General features: G+C 61.7%; 24 protein-coding genes. 14 read left to right on the top strand and 10 right to left on the bottom strand.

The features are described from left to right. Positions 1-61 precede the first annotated feature (61 nt). Together dprA and tldD are read right to left on the bottom strand one after the other, a co-directional pair. Positions 62-1186 (bottom strand): DNA-processing protein DprA, encoded by a 1125-nt coding sequence (gene dprA / locus ARC39_RS13680; protein ID WP_078059261.1) that lies wholly within the window; start codon positions 1184-1186, stop codon positions 62-64. Between the two features lie 212 nt (positions 1187-1398). Then, complete coding sequence (gene tldD / locus ARC39_RS13675) at positions 1399-2829, bottom strand: metalloprotease TldD (RefSeq protein ID WP_068115352.1); 1431 nt, start codon at positions 2827-2829, stop codon at positions 1399-1401. 186 nt (positions 2830-3015) lie between these two features. On the opposite strand from tldD, the gene coxB reads away from it, so the two are divergent. The 11 genes from coxB (at position 3016) to ARC39_RS13620 (ending at position 13132) form a co-directional block, all read left to right on the top strand. Further along, on the top strand, positions 3016-3912 hold the full coding sequence (gene coxB / locus ARC39_RS13670; RefSeq protein WP_068115660.1) for a cytochrome c oxidase subunit II: 897 nt from the start codon (positions 3016-3018) through the stop codon (positions 3910-3912). A 32-nt stretch (positions 3913-3944) separates the two neighbouring features. Further along, complete coding sequence (cyoE, locus tag ARC39_RS13665; protein ID WP_068115350.1) at positions 3945-4889, top strand: heme o synthase; 945 nt, start codon at positions 3945-3947, stop codon at positions 4887-4889. Continuing rightward, on the top strand, positions 4886-5056 hold the full coding sequence (locus ARC39_RS26000; RefSeq protein WP_201455756.1) for a cytochrome c oxidase system small membrane protein: 171 nt from the start codon (positions 4886-4888) through the stop codon (positions 5054-5056). The genes cyoE and ARC39_RS26000 overlap by 4 nt, the downstream gene beginning before the upstream one ends. Further along, positions 5053-5625, top strand: coding sequence for a cytochrome c oxidase assembly protein (locus ARC39_RS13660; RefSeq protein WP_268874343.1), 573 nt, complete (start codon positions 5053-5055; stop codon positions 5623-5625). Before ARC39_RS26000 ends, ARC39_RS13660 begins: the two co-directional genes overlap by 4 nt. A gap of 18 nt (positions 5626-5643) precedes the next feature. Further along, positions 5644-6444: a cytochrome c oxidase subunit 3 gene (locus tag ARC39_RS13655; RefSeq protein ID WP_068115348.1), complete on the top strand. Its 801-nt coding sequence runs from the start codon at positions 5644-5646 to the stop codon at positions 6442-6444. A gap of 92 nt (positions 6445-6536) precedes the next feature. After that, positions 6537-7211, top strand: coding sequence for an SURF1 family protein (locus tag ARC39_RS13650; RefSeq protein ID WP_068115346.1), 675 nt, complete (start codon positions 6537-6539; stop codon positions 7209-7211). A gap of 118 nt (positions 7212-7329) precedes the next feature. After that, on the top strand, positions 7330-8718 hold the full coding sequence (gene thrC / locus ARC39_RS13645; protein ID WP_068115345.1) for a threonine synthase: 1389 nt from the start codon (positions 7330-7332) through the stop codon (positions 8716-8718). Next, positions 8715-9977 (top strand): M16 family metallopeptidase, encoded by a 1263-nt coding sequence (locus ARC39_RS13640; RefSeq protein WP_068115343.1) that lies wholly within the window; start codon positions 8715-8717, stop codon positions 9975-9977. Before thrC ends, ARC39_RS13640 begins: the two co-directional genes overlap by 4 nt. Beyond that, positions 9977-10561: a GNAT family N-acetyltransferase gene (locus tag ARC39_RS13635; protein WP_149866431.1), complete on the top strand. Its 585-nt coding sequence runs from the start codon at positions 9977-9979 to the stop codon at positions 10559-10561. Before ARC39_RS13640 ends, ARC39_RS13635 begins: the two co-directional genes overlap by 1 nt. 225 nt (positions 10562-10786) lie before the next feature. Continuing rightward, positions 10787-11656, top strand: coding sequence for an MBL fold metallo-hydrolase (locus ARC39_RS13625; protein WP_078059260.1), 870 nt, complete (start codon positions 10787-10789; stop codon positions 11654-11656). A gap of 60 nt (positions 11657-11716) precedes the next feature. Continuing rightward, positions 11717-13132 (top strand): FAD-binding oxidoreductase, encoded by a 1416-nt coding sequence (locus ARC39_RS13620; RefSeq protein ID WP_068115339.1) that lies wholly within the window; start codon positions 11717-11719, stop codon positions 13130-13132. Between the two features lie 454 nt (positions 13133-13586). On the opposite strand, the gene ARC39_RS13615 is transcribed toward ARC39_RS13620, so the two are convergent. From ARC39_RS13615 to ARC39_RS13590, 5 genes are all read right to left on the bottom strand, one after another. Next, entirely contained in the window at positions 13587-14468 is an 882-nt protein-coding gene (locus ARC39_RS13615; RefSeq protein ID WP_068115337.1) for a DUF4435 domain-containing protein, read from the bottom strand. Next, entirely contained in the window at positions 14468-15850 is a 1383-nt protein-coding gene (locus ARC39_RS13610) for an AAA family ATPase (protein ID WP_161470972.1), read from the bottom strand. Before ARC39_RS13610 ends, ARC39_RS13615 begins: the two co-directional genes overlap by 1 nt. Positions 15851-16443: 593 nt before the next feature. Beyond that, entirely contained in the window at positions 16444-17148 is a 705-nt protein-coding gene (locus ARC39_RS13605) for a DUF6639 family protein (RefSeq protein ID WP_068115334.1), read from the bottom strand. A 256-nt stretch (positions 17149-17404) separates the two neighbouring features. Next, entirely contained in the window at positions 17405-17815 is a 411-nt protein-coding gene (locus tag ARC39_RS13600) for a c-type cytochrome (RefSeq protein WP_068115329.1), read from the bottom strand. An 858-nt stretch (positions 17816-18673) separates the two neighbouring features. Next, positions 18674-19051, bottom strand: a complete 378-nt coding sequence (locus ARC39_RS13590) for a winged helix-turn-helix transcriptional regulator (RefSeq protein ID WP_068115325.1) — start codon at positions 19049-19051, stop codon at positions 18674-18676. An 87-nt stretch (positions 19052-19138) separates the two neighbouring features. On the opposite strand from ARC39_RS13590, the gene ARC39_RS13585 reads away from it, so the two are divergent. The 3 genes from ARC39_RS13585 (at position 19139) to ARC39_RS13575 (ending at position 22258) form a co-directional block, all read left to right on the top strand. Continuing rightward, the gene (locus ARC39_RS13585) at positions 19139-20089 is read left to right on the top strand and encodes a PLP-dependent cysteine synthase family protein (RefSeq protein WP_368085973.1); all 951 of its coding nucleotides are present in this window, start codon (positions 19139-19141) and stop codon (positions 20087-20089) included. Positions 20090-20170: 81 nt separating this feature from the next. After that, positions 20171-20566 carry a hypothetical protein gene (locus ARC39_RS13580; RefSeq protein WP_068115321.1) on the top strand — a complete coding sequence of 132 codons (396 nt, stop codon included), beginning with the start codon at positions 20171-20173 and terminating at the stop codon, positions 20564-20566. A gap of 663 nt (positions 20567-21229) precedes the next feature. Next, on the top strand, positions 21230-22258 hold the full coding sequence (locus ARC39_RS13575) for a trans-3-hydroxy-L-proline dehydratase (protein WP_068115319.1): 1029 nt from the start codon (positions 21230-21232) through the stop codon (positions 22256-22258). Between the two features lie 273 nt (positions 22259-22531). Here the strand turns inward: ARC39_RS13575 and ARC39_RS25330 are convergent, their stop codons facing one another. The 3 genes from ARC39_RS25330 to ARC39_RS13565 all read right to left on the bottom strand — a co-directional run bounded on the left by ARC39_RS25330 (position 22532) and on the right by ARC39_RS13565 (position 24771). Then, the gene (locus ARC39_RS25330) at positions 22532-23155 is read right to left on the bottom strand and encodes an Lcl C-terminal domain-containing protein (RefSeq protein WP_078059258.1); all 624 of its coding nucleotides are present in this window, start codon (positions 23153-23155) and stop codon (positions 22532-22534) included. 312 nt (positions 23156-23467) lie between these two features. Further along, positions 23468-23947: a DUF1330 domain-containing protein gene (locus ARC39_RS13570; RefSeq protein WP_068115318.1), complete on the bottom strand. Its 480-nt coding sequence runs from the start codon at positions 23945-23947 to the stop codon at positions 23468-23470. A gap of 110 nt (positions 23948-24057) precedes the next feature. Next, positions 24058-24771 carry a hypothetical protein gene (locus ARC39_RS13565; protein ID WP_068115317.1) on the bottom strand — a complete coding sequence of 238 codons (714 nt, stop codon included), beginning with the start codon at positions 24769-24771 and terminating at the stop codon, positions 24058-24060. Positions 24772-24787: the final 16 nt, after the last annotated feature.

Raw genomic sequence — 24787 nt, 5'->3', positions numbered from 1 at the left:
GGCGCGGCGACCCTGCCATGCACGGCGGTTTGAAGCCGGACCTGCGGCACCTGAACCGCGGTCAGGCAGAGCGCGCGAGCAAGCCGCCGGGTTGCCGCGTGACCGCCCCATCCATCTCGAGCGCCAGCAATTCCTCCGCCACTGAGGGACCGGGCAGGGCGAGGTCGCGCAGGAGCTGATCTTCGGCCAGCGGCACCGTGCCGAGCAGCGAGAGGATTCGGTCCCGGATCGTGGCTTCGTCGACCGGGGAGGCGGGAGAGGCGGGGTTCAGTCGCGGGGGCGGCCGCATGTTGCGGCTGGCGCCTGCCGCTGCACGGGCCGGACGCGGGGCAGGGCGGTGCCCATCCGCTGCCAATGGAGGCTCAGGTCGGGTCGGCCCGAGCGCGGCCAGGATATCGTCCACGCCGCGCACCAATGGGGCGCCATCCCGGATCAGCAGGTTGCATCCGGAGGCGCGCGCGTCAAACGGGTGGCCGGGGACGGCCATGACGTCGCGCCCCTGATCGAGCGCGTCGCGGGCCGTGATCAGGCTGCCGGACTTTGCGGCGGCCTCGACCACCACGACGGCGCGGGAGAGGCCGGAGATGATCCGGTTCCGCCGCGGGAAGTGCCGCGCCTGCGGCTGCATGCCGACGGGCATTTCGGACAGGATCAGCCCGTGTTTCGCGATCTGCGCGGTCAGGTCTGCATTCTCCCGCGGATAGATCACATCCACGCCGCCGGCCACCACCGCGATGGTCCCGGTGGGAAGCGCCGCGGCATGGGCTTCCGCGTCGATCCCGCGGGCGAGACCGGAGACGACGACCCGGTCCGCACCGCCGAGACCGGCCGCGAGGGTGCGCGCCATGCGTCGGCCGATGCTGGAGGCATTTCGGGCGCCCACGAGGGCGATGCAGGGGCGGGAGGCCAGCGCCGGATCGCCGATTGCCCAGAGCATCGGTGGCGCATCCGCCAGGTCTGCGAGGGCGGCGGGATACTCCGGTTGCCCGATGAAGACCGGAACGGCACCGGCCCGCTGCCCGCTGGCAAGTTCACCGGCGGCCCGTTCCTCCGAACAAGTGGTGTAGCGCGGCACGCCCGCTGCCGACGCGATCCCCGGCAAGGCAGCAAGGGCGGCGGCCGCGTCACCATCGTGTTCGGCCATCAGGCGATAGAAGGTCGAGGTGCCCACCCGATAGGAGCGCAAGAGACGAAGCCAGGAAAGTCTGGTTCCTTCCGAGGTGGGTGGTGCGAGGGGGGGTGGGGAAGAAAACAAGTCCAAACCGTCGCCACTCCGTCTCTTGCTGACATCATGGCTACGGGGAAAGGGTTAATCGGGCGTAAACGGCGCCGGGAAACGGCACGAATTCCGCGCGGGGAACGCGAAGAGTCCGTGCCATTGCCGGCCGGGGCTGGGCGTCAGGCGGCCGCGCCTCCGACGGTCAGCCCGCCGATGCGCAGTGTCGGCTGCCCGACGCCGACCGGAACCCATTGTCCAGCCTTGCCGCAATTGCCGATGCCGGGGTCGAGTGCCATGTCGTTTCCAATGGCGGTGATTCGCTGCAACGCCGTCGGGCCGTCGCCGATCAGTGTGGCGCCTTTGACCGGTGCGCCCACCTTGCCGCCCGTCACGCGATAGGCCTCGGTGCAGGAAAAGACGAATTTGCCATTCGTAATATCGACCTGCCCGCCTCCGAAACCCACGGCATAGATCCCATCCTCCAGATCGGCCAGAATATCGGCCGGCGCGGCGTCTCCGGCCAGCATGTAGGTGTTCGTCATGCGCGGCATGGGCGGGTGGGCATAGCTTTCGCGCCGGCCGTTCCCGGTGGGCGCCACGCCCATCAGCCGCGCGTTCTGCCTGTCCTGCATGAAGCCGACGAGGATACCGTCCTCGATCAGCACATTGCGCCGCGAGGGCGTTCCCTCGTCGTCCACGGTGATCGAGCCCCGGCGATCGGGAATCGTGCCGTCGTCAAGCACGGTCACACCCGGCGCGGCAATCCGTTGCCCCATCAGCCCGGCAAAGGCGGAGGTCCCCTTGCGGTTGGCGTCGCCCTCCAGCCCGTGACCGATGGCCTCGTGGAGCAGGATCCCCGGCCAGCCGGGGCCAAGCACCACATCCATGACGCCGGCGGGCGCGGGTTCCGCCTCCAGGTTGACCAGCGCAATGCGCAGTGCCTCTCGGGTGACACCCTGCCAGTGGGAGCGGTCGAGCAGGCCATCGAGGCCAGCCCGACCGCCGCCGCCGGTTCCGCCCTGTTCGCGCCGCCCGTTGTGCTCGACGATAACGCTGACGTTCAGGCGGCTCATCGGGCGGCTGTCCGCAACGATCGTCCCGTCGGGTCTCAGGATGGTCACCTCCTGCAACGATGCCGCCACCGTCGCGGAGACCTGCACGACGCGCGGGTCAAGGTCGCGCGCGAACGCGTCGATCTCGCGCAGGGTCTCGATCTTCACCGGGAACTCGGCGTCGCCGATCGGATTGTCGTCGGAATACAGGCGCCGATTCGTCGCGGCAGGTCCGTCCGCCAGTGACCCGCCACCGTCGCCGACCGCCAGCCGGGCCGTTCCCGCGGCCCGACGCAGCGCGTTTTCGCTGATCTCCGTGGAATGCGCGTAGCCGGCCGTTTCGCCGCGCACCGCGCGCAGACCGAAGCCTTCGGAGGCATCGTAGCTCGCAGTCTTGAGCCGGCCATCGTCGAACACCAGCGCTTCGGAACGGCGGCGCTCCAGGAAGATCTCCCCGTCATCAGCGCCTTGCGTGGCTTCTTGCAGGATGCGCAGCGCCTCGGTCTGGTCGAGCCGCGTTTCAAAGGGGCGGAAAGGTGTATTCTCGGTCGAGGTCAAGGGGCGTCTCCAACTGATCGACAAATTCGCAAGTGACTTGTTGACGCAAATCACCGGGTTGTGCAGTTTTTCGTAATATGGTCTCTAGACCCAAGGACACAACGGGCTCTTTGCCCGGAGGCTTCGGCCGCCGGGGGAGGGGACCTGTTTCGGCATATGCCGACTAGCGAACGGGACAAGAATTTGATGCGACGTATCACGTTGAAGAGCGGCTTCGCAGCTGCCCTTGCCGGGCTTGCTGCAACCGGCGCCGCCTTTGCACAAGACACGCAGGGCGAACTGGAGATCATCGGGGCTCCGGTGCCAGGTGGAATCGGCTTCCAGCCAGCAGTGACGGAACTGGCGCGGGACCTGCAGTGGCTCGACGGGCTTCTGCTTTATATCATTACCGCAATCGTACTCTTCGTCCTCGCGCTCGTGGCGGTTGTCTTTGTCCGCTACAACCGGCGCGCCAATGCCGAACCTGCCCGGTTCACCCACAATTCTCCGCTGGAGATCGCCTGGACCATCGTGCCGATCATCATCCTGATCTTCATCGGGGCGTTCTCGCTGCCGGTTCTGTTCAAGCAGCAGATCATCCCGGAAGGCGATGTTACGATCAAGGCGATCGGCAACCAGTGGTACTGGACCTACGAATACCCCGATCACGAGTTTTCCTTCGACAGCTACATGATCGGCGCCGATGCCGAGAACAAGCTGACCGACGAGGTCGTCGCGCAACTGGAAGAGGCCGGCTACGAGAAGGAGCATTTCCTTCTGGCCACCGATACGGCGGTTGTCGTGCCGGTCGACAAGACGGTCGTGGTGCAGGTGACGGCGACAGACGTTATCCATGCCTGGACGATCCCCGCCTTTGGCGTGAAACAGGATGCCGTCCCCGGCCGCCTTGCCGAGCTGTGGTTCAAGGCCGAGGAAGAGGGAGTTTACTTCGGCCAGTGCTCCGAACTCTGCGGTATTGCGCATGCCTACATGCCGATTACGGTGAAGGTCGTGAGCCAGGAAGCCTACGACGCTTGGCTGGACGGCGCGATCGAGGAATACGCGGGCAAGCCGCGCGCGCTCGATCTGGCCTCGGCGGAGTGATCGCGGGCCTTTCGTGACCCGACAGGTAAGCCATGTCTGACGCCAGCCTTCATTCCATCGCCCGCGGCACCGAGCCGGAGTTGCGTGACTACTTCGCGCTGCTCAAGCCGCGGGTCATGTCCCTGGTCGTGTTCACGGCCCTGGTCGGCCTGCTGGTTGCGCCGGTGCCGGTGCATCCGTTCATCGCCTTCGTGTCCATTTTGTTCATCGCCATCGGCGGCGGCGCTTCCGGTGCGCTGAACATGTGGTGGGATGCGGACATCGACCGGATCATGCGGCGCACACGCAAGCGTCCGATCCCGGCGGGGCGTGTCTCCGAAGGGGAGGCCCTGGGGCTCGGTCTCGCACTCTCCGGGCTCTCGGTGATGATGCTGGCATTGTCCGCCAATTTCGTGGCGGCAGCATTGTTGGCCTTCACGATCTTCTTCTACGTCGTGATCTACACGATGTGGCTGAAGCGCTGGACGCCTCAGAACATCGTCATCGGTGGCGCTGCCGGCGCCTTCCCACCAATGATCGGCTGGGCTGTTGCCACCGGAGGTGTATCGGTCGAATCGGTGCTGATGTTCGCCCTCATCTTTATCTGGACGCCGCCGCATTTCTGGTCGCTCGCACTCTTTATGAAGAGCGACTACGACGATGCCGGTGTGCCCATGCTGACGGTGACGCATGGCCACGAGTCGACCCGGCGGCACATATTGGGCTACACGGTCCTCCTCGCGGCGTGCTCTCTCGGGCTCGCGGCGACCTCCATCGGCGGGCCGGTCTACCTGCTGACGGCGGCGGTGCTGAACTTCCGCTTCCTCGTTGGGGCCTGGAAGGTCTGGAATCGCACGACGGAGCAGGCCGAGGCCGATGCCTATGGCGAGGAGAAGCGCTTCTTCAAGCTTTCGCTTTGGTACCTGTTCCTGCATTTCTCGGCGCTTCTCGCCGACGCCACGCTGCGCGCTTTCGGCGTGATCGGGGGGGGAGCATGATCCGCGCCACCCACGAATTGCACACACGCCGCAAGGGCCGCAATCTCGGCCTTGGGCTCATCCTGCTGGCGTTCGTCGGAATCGTCTTTGGCATGACCATCGTCAAGGTCGGCAATGGCGAGGACGTGCTCGGTACCGGCATGGTATCCAAGGAGGCGTCGCAGTGATCTTCCGCAAGCTCACCGGACCGAAACGCACGCTGGCCCAAACGCTTGGCGTGGTACTGCTCATGGGGTCGTTGGCCTGGGCGTCGGTGCCGCTCTACGACATGTTCTGCCGGGTCACCGGTTACGGCGGCACGACAAGCACCGCCGACACCGGATCCGACACCATACTCGACCGGACCATCAAGGTGCGTTTCGACGGCTCGCTCGACCGCGACATGCCGTGGGAGTTCAAACCGGTTCAGCGTGAAATGGAGATCCGGCTTGGCGAGACCGGGCTGGCCTTCTACGAGGCCCACAACCCGACAGACCGGCCCGTTGCCGGTTCGGCGAGCTACAACGTGGCGCCGTTCGACGCCGGGAGCTATTTCGTCAAGATCGACTGCTTCTGCTTCGAGGAACAGGTGCTGCAACCGGGCGAAACCGTCCAGATGCCGGTCAGCTTCTACGTCGACCCGGAAATCCTGGAGGACCGGGACGCGAAATACGCGGCCCGCATCACCCTTTCCTACACATTCCACGAAATCGATCTGCCACAAGAGCAGGCGGCGTTGATGATCGCCGACGAGTAACGCGCAAGGGACACCGACATGGCTCACGAAAAGAACCACGACTACCATATTCTGCAGCCATCCATCTGGCCGTTCATGGGGGCGATCGGCGCATTCGTCATGCTCTTCGGGGCGGTAATGTGGATGCACGATATCACGCCGTTCCTGTTCTGGATCGGCTTTCTCGTCGTACTTTACACCATGTACGCCTGGTGGTCCGACACGATCGCCGAGGAACATGCCGGTGACCACACGCCGGTGGTGCTGATCGGGCTGCGCTACGGCTTCATCCTCTTCATCATGTCGGAGGTGATGTTCTTTGCCGCGTGGTTCTGGTCCTTCTTCAAACATGCCATGTACCCCATGGGGCCCGAGAGCCCCGCAGTGGACGGTGTCTGGCCGCCGGCGGGAATCGAAACCTTCGATCCCTGGCACCTGCCGCTGATCAATACGCTGATCCTTCTCTGCTCCGGCTGTGCGGCCACCTGGGCGCACCACGCGCTCGTGCATGAGAACAACCGCAAGGACATGGCGACGGGCCTCATCCTCGCCGTCGCCCTCGGTGTGCTCTTCACGGTCTTCCAGGCCTACGAATACAGCCACGCAGCCTTCGGATTCTCCGGCAACATCTATGGCGCCAACTTCTTCATGGCCACGGGCTTCCACGGCGCCCACGTGATCATCGGCACGATCTTCCTCTTCGTCTGCTACCTCCGCGTGCGCGCCGGTCATTTCACGCCCGAAAGCCACATCGGTTTCGAAGCGGCGGCGTGGTACTGGCACTTCGTGGACGTGGTCTGGCTCTTCCTCTTCACCGCCGTCTACATCTGGGGCGGATGAGCCGAGAGACGGCTTGCCTACGCGAGGCAGATTTGATCCAACATGATATGGGGCGCGGCAATGGCCGCGCTCCTCTCGTTTCGGGGGAAGAGATGCGACGCTATAGTGCACCGCTGGTCATCGGGCTCGCCGGCGCGGCCGTGCTGATCTGGCTCGGTGTCTGGCAGCTTCAGCGGCTGGAGTGGAAAGAAGCGATCCTGGATGAGATCGACGCGCGGATCCTGGCCGAACCGGTGTCCCTGCCCGCAGATCCCGATCCCACGCGCGACCGGTTCCTCGCCGTCAAGGCCTCGGGCCGGACGGGCGACCGCGACCTCCACGTGCTCGTCTCCACCCGGACCGTCGGAGCCGGGTTTCGCATCGTCACCGCCTTCGAGACCGAATCCGGGCGCCGCATCCTGCTCGACCGGGGTTTCGTGCGGGAGACGCAGAAAGATACGCCACGCCCGCCGGTGCGCCTCACGGTCACCGGCAACCTGCATTGGCCCGACGAGCGCGATCGCTTTACCCCGGACAACGACCTTGAGGCGAACTACTGGTTTGCCCGCGATATCGATGCGATGGCAGGGGAACTGGGCACCGAACCGCTCCTTCTGATCGCCCGCCTCGTCTCGGGCGGCGACGGCGCCGTCGCGCCGCTGCCCGTGGACAGCGCGAGTATCCCGAACGACCATTTCGGCTATGCCGTCACCTGGTTCGGCCTGGCACTGGTCTGGTTGGGGATGACAGCGCTGCAACTCTGGCGTATTTCACGCCGCGACACCTGACCGAGAGCAGAGTCCGCACGGGGCTTCTTCTGTCGCGAAATATCCCCGCCGGAGGCTCCCGCAGGCGCAACCCGCGCACCGCCGGGCAGCCGCCGCCCGCTGCCAAGAGAAAGGCGCCATGAAGTACATCTCCACCCGCGGCCAGGCGCCGGTTCTGTCCTTCGAAGAAGCCATGCTGACAGGGCTCGCCCGCGACGGCGGCCTCTATGTTCCAGAACAGGTTCCAACGATGTCGTCCGCCGATATCGCGGCGCTCGCCGGGATGCCCTACGAAGAGGTGGCTTTCCGCGTGATGAAACCGTTCATCGGCGAGAGCTTCTCCGAAAGCGAATTGCGCGAGATCATCACCCGCGCCTATGCCGGTTTCGGCCATGCCGCGCGCGCGCCGCTGGTGCAACTCGCACCGAACCACTTCTTGCTGGAGCTGTTCCACGGGCCGACACTGGCGTTCAAGGATTTCGCCATGCAACTCATCGGCCAGCTCTTCCAGGTGGCGCTCGAGCGCCGTGGCGAGCGCGTTACCATCGTCGGTGCGACATCGGGCGATACGGGATCGGCGGCGATCGAGGCGTTCCGCGGGCTCGACGCTGTGGATGTCTTCATCCTCTTCCCTCATGGCCGGGTCTCCGAGGTGCAGCGCCGGCAGATGACGACGCCCGCGGAGGCCAATGTCCACGCACTCGCGCTCGATGGCCATTTCGACGATTGCCAGGCGCGGCTGAAGGACATGTTCAACGATTTCGCCTTCCGCGATTCCGTGGGGCTGGCAGGCGTGAACTCGATCAACTGGGCGCGGGTGCTGGCGCAGGTCGTCTACTATTTCACCGCCGCAACGGCGCTCGGCGCGCCCCACCGCCCGGTCTCCTTCACCGTGCCGACCGGCAATTTCGGCGATATCTTTGCGGGGTACATCGCGCGCCGTATGGGTCTACCCATCGCGCAGCTGGTGATCGCGACCAACCAGAACGACATCCTGCACCGCGCGCTTGAGACGGGCGGATATGTCACCACAGGCGTTACGCCCTCGATCAGCCCGTCGATGGATATCCAGGTTAGTTCCAACTTCGAGCGCGCGCTGTTCGATGCCTACGGGCGGGACGGGGCGGCGGTCGTGCAGCTCATGGAGGAGCTGAAGGGGCAGGGCGGGTTCCGGATCAGCCAGGGCGCGCTCGAAACGCTGCGGGAGACCTTCGCCTCCGGCCGGGCCTCCGAGGCGGAGACCTCCGCCACGATCGCGCGGCTCTTCTCCGAAACCGGCGAGATCCTCTGTCCGCACAGCGCCGTGGGCGTGAAGGTGGCCGAGGAGCATGTCGGATCGGCACCGATGGTCACGCTGGCCACCGCCCATCCGGCGAAGTTCCCCGATGCTGTGGAGGCCGCGACGGGCATTCGCCCGCCTCTTCCCAATCGGATGGCGGACCTGTATGAGCGACCGGAGCGGGTGGAAAACGTCGCCAACGACCTGACCGCCCTTGAGGATCTGATACGGGAAAGGCGCGCCATTTGAGCGTGAATCTGGACAGGCTGCCCAACGGGCTGCGCATCGTAACCGAAGTCATGCCCGGGCTGGAGAGCGCGGCCGTGGGCCTTTGGGTCAATGCCGGTGGTCGCCACGAGCGCATCGAGCAGAACGGGATTGCCCATTTTCTGGAGCACATGGCCTTCAAGGGCACCGAGCGGCGCAACGCGTTGCAGATTGCCGAGGAAATCGAGGATGTGGGCGGCTACATCAACGCCTATACCTCGCGCGAGGCCACGGCCTACTACGCGCGCGTGCTGAAGGCGGATGTACCGCTGGCGCTCGACGTGATCGCGGATATCGTGCTGAATCCGGTGTTTCACAGCGACGAGATCGAGGTCGAGCGCGGTGTGATCCTGCAGGAGATCGGCCAGGCACTGGATACGCCGGACGACGTGATATTCGACTGGCTGCAGGAGGCATCCTACCCCGGCCAGGCGCTCGGGCGGACGATACTGGGGCCGACGGACCGGGTGAGCCGTTTTGCCCGCACCGATCTCTCCGGGTTTATCTCCGAGCACTACGGACCGGGGCAGATGGTCTTGTCGGCCGCCGGCGCGGTGGATCATGATGTCATCATGCGCCTGGCCGAGAAAGCGTTCGGCCATCTGCCCCCGGTCCAGCTGTCGACGCATGATGTTGCGGTTTTCCATGGCGGCGAGCGCCGGGAACTGCGGGCGCTGGAACAGGTGCATTTCGCGATGGCGCTCGAGGCGCCGTGCTATTCCGACCCGGACGTCTACACCGCGCAGGTCTATGCAACGCTTCTGGGGGGCGGCATGTCCTCCAGGCTGTTCCAGGAAATCCGTGAGAAGCGGGGGCTGTGCTACTCCATTTTCGCGCAGGCCGGCGCGTATGCCGATACGGGAATGATGACGATCTATGCCGGAACGTCCGCCGAGGATATCGCGCATTTGTCGGATCTGACCGTCGACGAGCTGCGCCGGGTGGCCGACGATGTTTCCGACGCGGAGGTCAGCCGGGCACGGGCGCAGATGAAGGCCGGCTTGCTGATGGGGCTGGAGAGCCCCTCGTCGCGCGCCGAACGCCTCGCACGGCTCGTCGCGATCTGGGACAGGGTGCCGCCGCTGGCGGAGACGATCGCGCTGATCGACGCTGTGGATCGCGCCGGGGTTGCGGAATTCGCGGCCGGACTTGCGGGCCGGGGAACTGCCGCGCTCGCGCTCTACGGTCCGGCGGAACGTGCGCCCGAACTCGCGAAACTGCAGGAGAGGCTCGCGGCCTGATGCGGCTCGGCCGGCGAAAGGTACGGATCGTCACCGAGCGGATGCTGCTGCGCCCGCCGGCGCACGGGGATTTCCGTGCATGGAGCTCGCTGCGCCGTGACTCCCGCGACTTCCTGGAGAAATGGGAACCGCTCTGGTCGCCCGACCACCTCAGCCGGAAAGCCTTCACCAACCGGGTGTACTGGGCACAGCGGTCTCTGTCAGCCGGCTCGGCATTGCCGCTGTTCCTGATCCGGGCCGAGGACGAGGCCCTGATGGGCGCAATCACGCTGGACAATATCCGACGGGGCCCCGCACAGGCGGGTACCTTCGGCTACTGGATCGGCGCGCCTTTCGCGCGGCAGGGATACATGCGCGAGGCAATCGCCACACTGACGCACCACGCGTTTTCCTCGCTGGACCTGAGCCGAATCGAGGCGGCGTGCCTGCCGGAAAACGCCGCCTCGCGTGGCTGCCTGGAGAAATGCGGGTTCAAATACGAGGGGGTCGCGCAAAGCTACCTGCAAATCGCCGGTCGCTGGCGCAATCACGTGCTCTACTCGAACTTGCGGAGTGATCGACGCGGCCGGACGGGCGCAGGCTGATCTCGGCCGCCGGGGCGCCCTCCCGCCCGTTCCGTTCGCATCGGAGATGCGCCCGTTCCGGTTGGGCCGGGCGCGCCTGCGGCGCGTGACAAGGCGGCTGAGCATGGGGAAGAACCCGGCGTCGCGCGGATTCCGCGACAGTCGCGCATCTGACGAATAGTTCATACGGCGATGCGAGACTTCGTGGCATAGTGGCCGGAGTGATCCATTCATGAGGAAGTCCCGATGCCGCTCCCGTCGCTGCAAGTGATTGTCCATGCGCTGTTCGGAACCTTCGCGATTCTGACCGCTGCCGCGCTTCCGGCAAACGCCCAGCAGGACCGGCGACCGTCGCATTGCATTGCGCTTGTCGAAAACGTGCCCGGCCTTGAAGTTGTTTGGCGCGCAGGCTACCGCGACCCGCTTTCGGAAGACATGGTGCGCCTGAGCTATATCGATCATTCGATGTACCTGATCCAGACACCCGGCGGCCTGGACGTCGTGACTGACTACAACGGGTTCACCGGGCCGGCCGAGTTGATCCCGGATGTCGTCACCATGAACCACTCGCACAGCACGCACTGGACCGCCGCTCCCGATCCGGCGATTCCGTATGTTCTGAAGGGGTGGGACGAGATGGGCGGGCCGGCAGACCATCACCTGGACCTTGGGGAGATGCTGATCCGCAATGTGCCCACGGACATCCGCGGCCGTTTCGGCGGCGAGATGGAACGCGACGGGAACTCGATCTTCGTGTTCGAAGTCGGCGGGCTCTGCATCGGTCACCTCGGGCATCTGCACCACGAACCGAATCCCGAGCAATACGCGGCCATTGGGCGGCTCGACGTGGTGATGGCACCGGTTGACGGCGGCATGACCCTGCCACTGCCGGTGATGATCAAGGTGCTCCAGCGGTTTCGGGCGTCGATCGTGCTGCCGATGCACTGGTTCTCCGGCAATTCCCTGAACGCCTTCCTTGCCGGGGTGTCGGAGGATTTCCGCATCGAGCGGCGCGACGGTCGGTCTCTGGAGGTGTCGCTGCGAGATCTGCCGAGCGAGCCGACGGTCATCGTGCTCCAGCCACGGTTTCTGGGGTTCAACGACGAAGGTCAGTAGCGGACCCACCGCCTTGCACCCGCCTGCGCCGCGTGGTTGATCGGCACAGGAGGTATCGCGATGCTGAACCCGGTCACGCCAGAAATCGAATCCGCGTTGCATGCGGCGCTGCCGGAGCAAGCCTTCCGACCGCTGGCGCCGCGCTACCTTGAAGAGCCGCGAGGGCGCTACAAGGGCGGCGATGCCCTGCTGCTCGCGCCGCGGACGACAGAGGAGGTGGCGCTGGCCGTTCGCTTGGCCGCCGCGCATCGTGTCGGGGTGGTTCCCTACGGCGGCGGGACCGGCCTCGTGGGGGGGCAGGTCGCCGAGGACCTTCCACGGCCCATCCTGATGTCCATGGAGCGGATGAACCGACTGCGCGGGACCTATCCGGCCGAGAACGTGCTGGTCGCGGAGGCGGGTATGGTGCTGGCCCATGTCCAGCAGGCGGCGCGGGACGTGGAGCGCATGTTCCCGCTGTCACTGGCCTCCGAAGGGTCGGCGCAGATCGGTGGGCTTCTGGGGGCCAACGCGGGCGGGGTGAACGTGCTGCGGTACGGAAACGCGCGGGAACTGTGCCTTGGGCTGGAGGCCGTGCTGCCGGACGGATCGATCCTGCACGGGCTGAAGCGGCTTCGGAAGGACAACACCGGCTACGACCTGCGCAACCTGCTGATCGGGGCGGAGGGAAGCCTTGGCGTAATCACGGCGGCGAGCCTGCGTCTCTATCCGCGACCGGCGGTGAAGGGAGCGGCCTTCCTGACCGTCGAAAGCCCGGTCGCGGCGTTGAAACTGCTGTCCATGGCCCAGCGGCGCATGGGGGAGGGCGTCTCCGCGTTCGAACTGATCCACCGGATGGGGCTCGACTTCCTGCGCGACACCATGCCGGAGGTTCGCCAGCCCTTCGCGACGGCGCCGGAGTGGATGGTCCTGGTGGGCATTGGGTTGTCCGGCGTCCCCTCCCCGGAGCCGGAACTGGAAGGGCTCTTCGCCGAGGCGTTGGAGGCCGGGCTCGTGTCCGATGGGGTGGTCGCGCAGAACGAGGCCCAGAGGCTCGCCTTCTGGCATCTCAGGGAGGCGATCCCGGAGGCGAACCGGCGGATCGGGGCGGTTTCGTCTCACGATATCTCGGTACCGATCTCGGCCATGCCGGACTTCATCGAGAAGGGCGCCGAGGTGATCGCCGGTTTCGGCGCGATGCGGATCAACTGCTTCGGCCATCTGGGCGACGGAAACCTGCATTATAATGTCTTCCCGCCGGCGGGGCGGCGCGCGGCGGAATTCGAGGCTGAGCGCGGGGCGGTGAAGCGGGCGATTCACGATCTGGTGCATGAATTCGACGGCTCGGTGAGCGCGGAGCATGGGATCGGGCGGCTGAAGGTCGGGGATCTGGAGCGCTACGGGGACCCGGCGAAACTGGCGGCGATGCGGGCGATCAAGGCGGCCCTCGATCCGGCGGGGATCATGAATCCCGGCGCGGTGCTGCGGGGGGCGTGACCGCCCGGCGGAGATGTCTCACGCGTGAGACAGGGGGGCGCCCAAGAGATTTCAATGGGTTACGGGCACGGATTCACGCTTCGTTAAGGGTCCGGAGCGCACGGCCGGACGGATGCCCGGCGCCGCCGTGGCTCAACCCCCCCCACGCCATCGGTCGAGACGGCGACGTGATCCCTGCCGTTAGTAGTCATCGCGGGGATTGGCGGCGAACAGCCCATTTGGCGCAATGCGGCGAGGCGGGGCATCGGCAGATTTGCGGACGTCGAGGCCCTCTGCTGAAAATGCTCGGGCGACGGTTCCGCGTCCGAAAGCCCCCGTCCATGTCAATTGCAGCATGCCGTAGGAAGGGTGGGGAGCGGGAGTTCGCTGCGGTCGCGAGCTAGCTCATCCACAAAAGAAAAAAGCGGACAGTGAATCTGCCTGAGGTTAAACTCGACATCAGGCCGTTCAAAATCTAAGAAGCCGCGAACAGCTCCGCTTCCACTCTTTCAAAAAGGGGGTACGTAGCCAAAACGCCGACATCGGCCGTCATTAACAGCAGCGTTGCGACAATCTCGCTGTTTTTTCCAGCTACCTTTGACTTAATTTCCTTTCTAAGGGTCCAAGCCAAAAGATCTACAAAGTCATGCCCCCGGATCTTAAGCCGAACGTCATCGACGCAATGTTCTCTTAGCGACGCCAACATATCTTCAAACTCGACAGAGTCTTTGGACCTACCGTTAGATTGAAGCAACCGGTGAGAATATGTTTCAACATCAAAGCTAATAGAGTTATTTTCCTCCAACAGCAGTTTATCTGGATTTGGTAGCGTCATGCCCCAACCCAAAATTTCATTTGCAGTGCGGATCCAAAACAATTGGCTCCCAACTTCCGATAGCCCTTGCATTAGCTCTTGGGCAGATCTGTCAGGTTTCTTGGTCGCAAGTTTTATGATTTTTTCCACGACCTCCGGATCAAAAAAGTACATCTCCACTGCCGTGAAATCCGTGTATACTATGAACTTCCCTTCGATTTGCCTTCCGGAAAAATGATCAAAGTCCAAGTCCACTACAAATAGAAAACTCGCGTGATCGTCAGCATCACTAAGGCCTTCCTCCAATTCAAGAGCCGTAGCAATGGCACGGTTCTTGTTGCTTGCCGTCAAGCCGTATCTTCTTAAAACATCGTCAGGAACGTTTACTTGATCAATTGAGTTAACTTCGACACCAGTTAGATCCTTATTAGACAAATACCATTCCCAGAAGGCTCGGTCAGATGGCCCTTCGACCCAGAGGCTTCTGAGTTCCGGTTCGAACTCGTACAACACAATCAGTTCCGCAATCTCTCTTTGATACATCAGGCGCTCAAATCGAAGTGTTTTAGGCGAAGAGTTGAGTGTTTGTGTTTTGCTAAGAGTTCTATCGAGTGCGTTGCCATAAGAAATTGAATGGCGCTGCCTGAAGACAAATCCAACAGGGCATCGACCAGAGTTCTTTGCCACTTAACATTGAGGGAAAGTTCCGGCTCATCAACTAGGAACAAGCTTTTTTGGCTAGTTCCAACTAAGATATTGCACATCAACATCAACAGGTGCTTTTCACCAGAAGAAAGTACCTCTACAGGAATGCGACTCCCGTCTCTTGTCGTAATCTGAATCCCAGTCACAGCATCAATTTTGACAATCTTGTTGTTGTAGAACTGGTTTATTGTCGAAACAAATGTGTTAAGACGGCTCGCCATCTCTCCTAGGCCATCTATGCGTGCCTGAACGCTATCGAAGTATGGCTCGAGAATCTGCGTTATTGTAGATATACTCTCGTCGCTGGCGGTGCTGATTGCGTCGATAAGTGCTGCTTCGGGGACGTCGCTGGCCAGGCCAAGTGTGGAGAGTTTTTTTGCAGAGCGAGCAAGAGAACGAATTCGGTCCAAAAGATGTTCTTTCAACGAAGTTGGCTTATTATCATCATTGGGGCCATCAGTTCCAATTCGTTTTATCAAGTCTGTGTATATATCTGATACCGACGCGTCGTTTGCGCTACGTGCTTCAAGCGTTATGGTTTTTATCCAATTCTCCGCCCTTTCTACGGACTGGCGCAATTGCCGGGTTGCCTCATCGATTTCCGAGGATCGTGACTTAGTGAAATTATCGGGATCTATGAAATACTCATGACTCCTAATTCGCATCAACCTCTCTCGGCGGGTATTATCCGCATGCAGCTGATCGCTACTAAACTCTCTGTTATCTGATAGCAGATAGCATTCAAGAGCCTCTGGAAACAGGTCATCGAAAAAATCTTGCAGTTCTTTTTCGTCTACATCTCTTTCTTTAACGGCGACTCCATTGTCATCCCAGGTTGTTCCAACTTCAACCTCTCGAAGGATTTCGTCCTCGCGACCAATTGACAACACATAGCTTCCAACACCTGTATCTTCTCGCTTTTTTACCGTCAGAGTTCTTCCGTCGGAGAAATACAAGCCGAATTTTTCAAACTGGGTTCTAGCTACAAAGGTTCGATGGCCTCGACTCGAGGATCGTGACAACAAATGGTACACCAATCTAACAATCGTTGTCTTTCCGGAGCCATTGTCCCCATACATTAGTATCAAGCGCTCCGACCTTTCGTCTGACAACGCTTTAATCTTTTGATCATATGTATAAAGACCGAAGAGTTTTTCAACAAAAAAGCCGGTAATGAATAATGAAGGCATTTTGTTTTCTGTAGAGGCTCGGTCCAACATGAAGAAATCTCGTATCTTTTGCGCTCGGCGGTAACCTTGGTAGCAAAGTGCGGCAGGTTCAAGCTGAGATTGTGTTTTTAGAAAATGACTTGACGAGGCAGCGGACCTAACGAGAAGTGACTGTTGGCCCATCACAAGGTCATCTGTAGCTGAGGTATCCCGCATCAGAGCAGCGAGCTTTGGGCTGGTACCGATCGTACCTTATTTTTAGGGCAACTCGGGTTCATCCCGCTTCCCTGTCATAGCGTCCGGCCGACATGCTGCACCTCGCGCGAACGGCAGGAATGCGAAAGCTGCAGCGCGGAGTTGCTCGCCAGGTTCCAAGGCAGCTATGGGCCGGTCGCGACTGTCGAACGTTCCCAGACCAATTTTCGGATGATCTCTTCAGCGGACTTGCCCGAAGTCGACTCAACGGACGCAAAGCGCAGCTCGCGGACCCGTAGCGTCGGAAATTGCGCGGTTGAGACAGGCGGGGCGTCATGCGGCGGTTTAGCCGACGTCCGGGGCAATCGGTCGAATAGACGCCATGACGCCTTTGGGGGCCGGCGTCTCGGACTGAGCCGAGGCCTATGCGTCGTGCGATGGCGTAGATTTCACTCCGGCAACAACAGGAAGGTCGTTTCGCCGCGAATGATCTTTCGTACGACGTCACAGCCGTTCTCCGGTTGCGAAAAGTGCAGCCAGGAATTCACGGCGAATGCGGCTGGCGAAAGGCCGAGGATCACGGAGTTGATTTCGTCATCCGAGGTTGGTGTCGACACCCCGACCCTGTTTATCAGGGTGGTCCTGGAGGAGTCCGAGAGGCTCGCGACCTGCATCGCGTATGCGATGTACTCCTGGTCCGCCGTGCAAGATTGTGTCGCGGGCGCCGTCTGGTCCACGAGGGCGTGGGTGAGTTCATGCACGACGATGGAGTCGAAATGCTCTGTCACCGGGATCGCGGCCCAAACCTCCGAACGGTTGTGAAAACGTTCGAATGCCGGTGGTTTCAGGAGTTCGATCCGGTCCGTTCGCTGATGATAGTTCCCGAAACAGATCTGGTCGGGCGACCCAAGGTGCAAGCTGTCGGCAAAGCCGATCGACACGGCCGAGACCAGTTTGAGCTGGCATTCTTCGAGCCGCGGGAGGGCGGATGCCACGATTTCGCAGAGACGGCGGTGGAGGTCTCCGTCTGCTGTCTCCACCGTAACCAGCGGGGTATCGCAGGCAGAGGCCCCGGCGCCTGCCGCGACCCCGCCCAGGGCGCAAAGCAGCGTGGCAAACGCCCCGATTGCAACTCTCCTCCTGTGCGGGGCCACGGTCGTCCCTCCTGCGTGCGGTCAACTGAGGCGCCCGACGAAATGCCACTGGCGGCGTCTTCATGTGCGACCCTTGGACGTGGCTTTCCGGCGCGATCTCCATCGCCACGCCTCGTTGCGCGAGCTTCACGAAAGGGGTGAGCCACCGCTCCGCCGTCGCCGCGCCGGTGGCGCGCAGCATGCGGTCGCGGCGACCGCGGTCATCGCGGTTGCCGTGGCAGGCGGTACTGACAACCCACCCCGGGGGACGCGGCCGCTACTCCTGAAGGCCCGCCAGAAACTCGGTCAGCGCCAGGATCCGGAACTTCACGAAAACCTCGGCTTCGTCTGCGGCAAAGTCAGGGTTCGCGGCCTTCTCGCCCATCAGTTGGTAGCGGTTGCCCCAGACCGGCATTTCACTTGTTCCGTGCGGGCCCGCGGCCATCGTCCCATCGATGGTTGCGTATACCTTCGTAACCGGAAACACCCCGCCGTTTGCCGCGGAAAGCTGCGTGAGATCGGGGATCGATCCGGTCAGGTATCCGACCATGGGGCCATCGCCCGTGCCGCCCGGCCCGTGGCAGGCGGCGCAGCTGTTCATGTACTCGCGCTCACCAACGGATTGGGCCAGACCGGACGTGGCCGCCGTCGCGGCCAATGCCGCCAGTGCAAATAGCAAATATCTCATGACTTCCCTCCCAATTCGACCAATTGCTCCGAGTTCAGGAACACGCCGCGGGTGCAGGAACGCCAATCGTCATTGAATTTAAGCACACGCCCTCCGCCGCGCGACGCTCGATGACAGTATCGCAGGTGCCTTCCCCAACGTCGTTGACATCAATCAAGCGGCGCCGCCGGGCCCGGTTCACGGACCATTGGAGGACCGGGAGCGCCTGTACCCCTGCCAGGGCAGCCGTGGTCAGAAACCGCTCAGACGGTGGCCTTGCGCGGGCAGCCAATCGCGTACAAGCGCGCCCCGGCATCCCCGGTTGGCCGCCCCTCGGAGCCGTACAGGTATTTCGTGCGACAGGCGGTCTCTCGGAGCAATTCCAGTGTCCCGTTGCCCGCTGGCAGCGCCCATGGCTGCCGAAGATGTGTCGGGTCTTTTTGAGTCATGCAGGAGGTATCGATGCCGCGCTCGCCAACGGGCATCGGGAGGGCCGTGCAGGAGGAGTGTCCCTCGGATTCCGGGAGGCTCCGCACACCTGATCATGATGGCAACGGACCAAACACCCGGCATGGCGCAGTACGCCGGCCCGGAGGCTCGGGGAGTTCGTTGTCGCGACCGGCGCGGGCGTGATCGGCAGCATTGCCGACCTTGCGGTCATTCTCTGCGGTCGCAGCATCGAACGTTGCGCTCACCAGACCATCGATGATGCGGGAGCGGACCGGACGTTCTCGGTGGCTCACATCGACGGCAAGTCAGCGGACGGAGCAGGTTTTCGCTGCACGAGCCCCAACGGCAGGTTTCAGCACCTTGCGACCGCAGCGAAAAACACCAAGGGCCGAAAACTTCGGTGTGCCCAAACCCCATGCCGACCGCACCTCAGCGGGACGCTTTTGCAACCGTTTGCGCCCGAACCGGATCATACAGTCCGCCGTTCAGATGAGCGTGTCCCCAGGCCATGATATGCAGGAGGATTGGTTCGAGCTCACGACCCTGATCGGTCAATTCATAGCGATAACGAACAGGTCTGTCCTGATAGGCTTCCCGCTCGACAAGGCCCCACTCCATCAGCCGCTTCAAACGCTGGGACAGCAGGTTCGGCGGGAGGTGTTCCTCGCTGTTCTGCAATTCTTGAAACGTATGTTTGTCGTGCCACATCAGGTCGCGGACTACCAGAAGTGTCCACTTGTCTCCAAGGATTTCCAAGCTGCGCGCAATCGAGCAACGGGACCGAAATTCATGCTCCGGCTTGGTCATCCAAGTCTCCGAACTTAGTGCACATGCCAGATTTTTTAAACCAGTAACTTACGAAATGGAAGTTTGACCTCGGAAGTCACTTAATTTATGGAAGTGAGTAGATTTGCTCCGCGAAAGTCCGTCGTCATGATCACAGTAGGCAATACGCCCCTCACACGGTTGGCTCGCATAGCCGGGCCAGACTGCGCTGATGTTTTCGTGAAATGGGAAGGCGCTAATCCGACCGGCAGCATGAAGGATCGCATGGCACTGTCGATGATCGAGGGGGCCGAGAGGCGCGGCGATCTAAAGCCCGGAGGGCGAATTGTCGAATACACCGGCGGCAGCACCGGAAGCAGTCTGGCTATGGTATGTGCCACCCGCGGCTATCGGGCACACTTTGTATCATCCAACGGATTTTCCGAAGAAAAGTTACAAACCATGCGCGCCTACGGTGCCGAGGTCGAGATCGTCCACGCCGAAGGCGGCGTACTGACGGCCGATGTGATCAATCGGATGATCGCTCGGGCCAAAGAACTGGCGTGCGAGCCCGGGACGTTCTGGCCGGATCAAGTGAACAACTTGGACAACAAAATGGGATATCACCGGATGGCGCAGGAAATTCTGGGACAAATAGATGGCGAAGTTGATGCCTTTGTCATGGCTGCAGGCGGTGGCGGTTGTATCTCCGGTAATGCCGAGGTTTTGAAGGCGCGCAATCCCGGGACCGAAATTGTTGCCGTCGAGCCTTACCATGTTCGCAATGTTTCTGGTGGCGACACGAGTGGCAGTCATAAACTGGAAGGGATCGGTCTATCTTTTGTGCCCAAGATTCTGCGCCGTGATCTGATCGACGCGGTGATACCGGTCAAAGACGAAGACGCCTTTTGGGGCGCGCAGTCGCTCGCGCGTCAAGAGGGTTTGCTGGGAGGCGTGACGTCGGGCGCGAATGTATGGGCGGCGTTGCAGAAAGCCAAAGAACTGGGGCCCGGAAAGTCTGTTGTTACCGTGATTGTGGACACCGGCCTACGCTACCTGAACAATAATTTATATCGGTGAAAATGGTCAGCACCTCGCGGGCATGCGAACTATTGCTTTGGTAGCTATGCCCCCAATGCAAGTCTCTCAAGGAGTAGCACCATGAAGTCACAAAATATTCAGTTGGGACTAGCTGCAATTTTTCTTGGACTGGGAGGATGGTGCCTCGTTGCACCGCGAATGGTGGAACGGCTTGTCCTGACGCCAGAATATCAGCATCTGTCCGCCACATCGGCCCTTTTATTGGGATGTTTCGGCGCTCAAGCAATCCTAGCCGGACTGGTCATCGCACTGTCGAGGTTCACGCCGATGACATTTCTGGTCTTCGGTCTTGTGGGATCAGTGCCTTTCTTCGTGTTCAACTTTTATTTCGTTTTCGTGGTAGAACTATTTACATATTGGATGCTTCTGGACTTCGTTGGAAACCTCGGAATTCTAGCATGCGGTATCCTTGGGTATCGGATAAGAACTGAAGAGCTAAATTTGGCGGGTATCTGACGAGTGGGCAACTGCCAAAAATAAACCTTCTTGAAAAACGTTCGCAAAGTCGCCAACCAAACGAACTTCGTTTAACCGAATTCAATGCAAGCGTCGTCCGTGGGCAGTGCACTGCACCTGACCTAGCAAATATTCAACTTGTAGAGAACCGCTTTCGGTTCGCACTGTCCAGACGCGAAAGGTCGGCTTAGGGCCGTCCTTGCCATGACCAACGGCAGCAATGTGCGGTTCGCACCCGTTCTAAAAGCGCGCAGCATTAGTCAAACTGGGCTCGTCCCGGCCCTACGCTGCTCCGGGCACGTATGGCGGCTTCCGTTTCAAGGGAAGATGCTGCTCTAGCGAAGCGCTCATGTATCGTGACTGGCAGCAAAGCGCAGATACCGAACCCATAGGGGCGAGGCGTGCGCCGTCGCGACCGGCGCGGGCGTGATCGGCAGCAGTGCCGACGGTGCGGACCTTCTCTGCGACGGCAGCATTCCCAGCGACGTTCGCTCGCTCACACGGAGATTTCTAATGGCCAGACGATCGCGGCGATTCACGCTGAGGACCGGTCAGCGGACGCTGCCGCCGCCCAAGAGGACCGAGATCTTATACTGTGCCTTGCGCAGCTCGACTTTTGCCTCACACTCTTCGGCACGCCACGATTGATGTAGGACACCTGCAATGCGCTCCAAAAAGACAATTCACGTGATCTCTGCTCACGCAGAAGGGGAAGTGGGCGACGTCATTGTAGGCGGTGTCCTGCCACCACCGGGTGACACGATCTGGGAGCAGAGCCGTTGGATCGCCCGCGACCAGACCTTGCGCAACTTCGTTCTCAACGAGCCGCGTGGCGGTGTCTTTCGTCATGTGAACCTGCTTGTCCCGCCAAAGCACCCTGAGGCGCAGGCTGCATGGATCATCATGGAGCCCGAGGACACACCGCCCATGTCGGGCTCGAATTCGATCTGCGTCTCCACCGTCCTGCTCGATGCGGGGCTGGTGTCCATGCAGGAGCCGGAAACCCACATGGTACTCGAAGCCCCCGGCGGGTTGGTGCGGGTGCGGGCCGAGTGCCGCGACGGCAAGGCCGAACGCATCCATGTGCAGAACGTGCCGTCCTTCGCGGCCGATCTGGACCGGACGCTTGAGGTCGACGGCCTCGGTACCCTCGCCATCGACACCGCCTACGGCGGCGACAGTTTCGTCATCGTCGACGCTGCAGCGCTCGGCTTTGCGCTCACCGAGAGCGAGGCACACGACATTGCAAGACTCGGGGTGAAGATCACCAACGCAGCCAACGACCAGCTCGGCTTCGCGCACCCCGAAAACCCGGACTGGCAGCATATCTCGTTCTGCCTTTTCGCGGGGCCATTGGTCGAGGGGGGCGACGGCCTTGAGAGCGGGGCCGCTGTCGCCATCCAGCCCGGCAAGGTCGACCGTTCGCCCACAGGCACGGCACTGTCGGCACGCATGGCCGTCCTGCACGCCCGGGGACTGATGGCGGTCGGCGACCGCCTGACTGTGCGCTCGCTCATCGGATCGACCTTCTCAGGGGGCATCCTCGCCGAAACGACCGTCGGCAGGCGCCCTGCCATTCGTCCCGAGATTTCTGGACGCGGCTGGATCACTGGCATCCATCAGCACATGCTTGATCCATCCGATCCGTGGCCGGAAGGTTACCGGCTCTCCGATACATGGGGAGCGCGGTAGGCTGAGCTGCCCGGAATGCGCAGGAATGATGCAACGCAACCTCCGGCCGATGGTTGCGCCCGCAAAACGGCCCACGCAGCGCAACGGCTGCAAAGCGCAGATACCTCGCCCGTAGCGTCGAAGAATGCGCTGTCGCGACCGGCGCGGGCGTGATCGTCAGCAGTGCCGACTTGGCTGGCATCTGACGGTTTTGATCGGATGTCCGGTGTGTCAGCGGGACCAAAGACACGTTTGAAGCAAGTGTACCGACCGTCTGAAAAATGCCATGATGAATTAATCATCCATTTTCCTTACGGCACGAACTCCGAAACTACCGCTGAAATCTCGGTGATTTTCTGTCACATGACCGTAGTCGAAGGTCATGGTAACAGCACAGCAGTCTCCAGCTGTTTCCGATGTCCAGAAATTATAGGAACCGCTTTTCGCAAAAACCGGATCAAGTCCTAATTTTCCTCCATAAAGATCCGTGTTCGATTTTGACGGCTCGTAGATGGTTTTCAACTCGTTCACTGTAGGCAAACGCCAGTCACTGTGGCCGCCCGTCGAGAGGCTATCAACGTAATCCCTGGATTCGTTCCAGTTTAAAGAGTGACCTAAATCGGCATAACTGTCTTTCTGTGTCCACATCAAACCAGTTTTTGTGTCTTCGACAACGCTGTCAACTGAGCTGATATAGCGAAGGTCTTCTGAAAGCTGTTCTGCTTGAGCATGGTCACAGAATGCAAAAACGCAAAGTAAAGCTAGCGAAAAGCACTTCATAATATCCTCAATGTGCAGTTTGGTGTTATAACCGATAGTCCCCAGATGATTTCCAAATCCCCGCGATGGCAACCGACTAGGCACCACTTTGGAACCGTGGCTGGCAGCATTATCGTCATCCTGACACACCTCTCCCATCGGTCAAATTCTGTCGTCAACGTCCTCGGCGTACGCCGGGAGACACATCAACAATGATGGCGTTCGGCAAAGCGGAGGTTGCTCAAACCGGTCCAATATCTGCAAAGCGCAGATTCCGGCCCGGTAGGGGCGAGAAGTGCGCTGTCGCGACCGGCGCGGGCGTTGTGCGGCGGCCCCATCTCAGGGTCTGCTTCCTGATCCAATGAGCCGGGTTGCGTGCATGTCTCCACAGGGGGCATTCGAAACGGTATTGCCCGCCGTTTGGGAAGCGGGCGACCTGGGGCGGCGCGGCGGGATCTGTCGCCTCTATGTCTAATCCGAGAGGCCGAGCCGCCGGGTAAGGTTGAAAAGCTTCCATTTCATCGGGCCGATACCCTGCGCGGACGTCGCACCGACCAGCCGCGAGTCGCGAACAGCTGCCGTGCGGTGCACAAGCGTCTTCCGGTATTCCGGATCGTCGAGCATGGTCTCGAACGCGCTGCGGGCAGGGTATTGCATGATGACGATTTCGTCCCAAGGAACGGGCTCTGGCCCGATCAGCGTGACCGCGAAATCGCCGCGCCACATCGGAACGCCGCCGACCTTGTTCACGAAGGGTATGGAGAGTTCCGCGTATTTCTCGTAGGCCTGTTGGCCGGTGAGCCGCTCCGATACCACGCCGGGCGGGTACTCCGCCCATGTCTTGTAGCGCAGCAAGTTGATCACCCCGAAGGGCTGGTCGTCCGGGATTGCCGCGAGCGCTTCCCGAGCGTCTGCGTTGAACTCCTCTCCCACGAATTCCTGCCGTTCCACGTGTTTCCTCCCTTTGCAGTTTGGTCCAAGGCGGCGCGCGTGCCGCCCCGGTCGGCTCACCCCCCGGGGGTCCCCCGTGGGCGAGAACGGGCCTGTCGAACCGGGTAGTCTCAGTTCGTCCCGGCGTCGTATCGCGTGTAGTACTGGCGCAGGTCGTCGCCGACCATGTGGGTCGGTTCATCTTCAGGCGCCGCGATCACGAGATCCTCGGTTGGTGTCGAGATGCGGAAGCTCCAGCCTTCCGCTGGCGACAGCTGGTCGGCGAGGTTCGCCGGATCGCCATCCTTCACCTTGGGCCCGTAGGCGTTGAGGATATAGGCATTTCCATCCGGGTCGATCAGTTCGTAGATCGGGCGGTCCGCGTTGAAGACCATGGTCTGTTTCTTCGAACTCGTGAAGCCGACATAGGGGTCGGCGCCTTCGCCTGTGCCAAGTGCCGAGATCGGCAGCGTGGCGGCGTAGCGCGCCTCGATCCCGCCAAAGCTCTTCGTGTCCCCGAACAACAAGGTCTGGCCATCCGTCGCCCAGAACTTCGGGCCATTGAGTTGCGCGGCCTTGGCGCCGTTCTCGGACGCAAGCGCCGCGGTATCCATCGCCTGCCACCTGTCCTCGGGGCAGCCGTCGGAGGCGGATGTATTGTAGATGACGACGTCCTCCTCGTAGATCAGGAGGACCTCGCAATACCGCATCCCGCGCATGTCGCTCAGTTCGACCGGCTCCAGAGCCTGCTCGGCAAGGGCGGCGCCGACGGTCAGCAGCGCCCCGGTCCCAATGCCGAGCAGCGCTCCACCGATGCTGGGTGAGAGGTGATCCTTGAATGTCATGTCCGCTCCTTCGGGT

The sequence above is a fragment of the Tropicimonas marinistellae genome, assembly GCF_001509585.1.
GTDB lineage: Bacteria > Pseudomonadota > Alphaproteobacteria > Rhodobacterales > Rhodobacteraceae > Tropicimonas > Tropicimonas marinistellae.
This window is presented reverse-complemented; position numbering and strand designations above follow the sequence as displayed.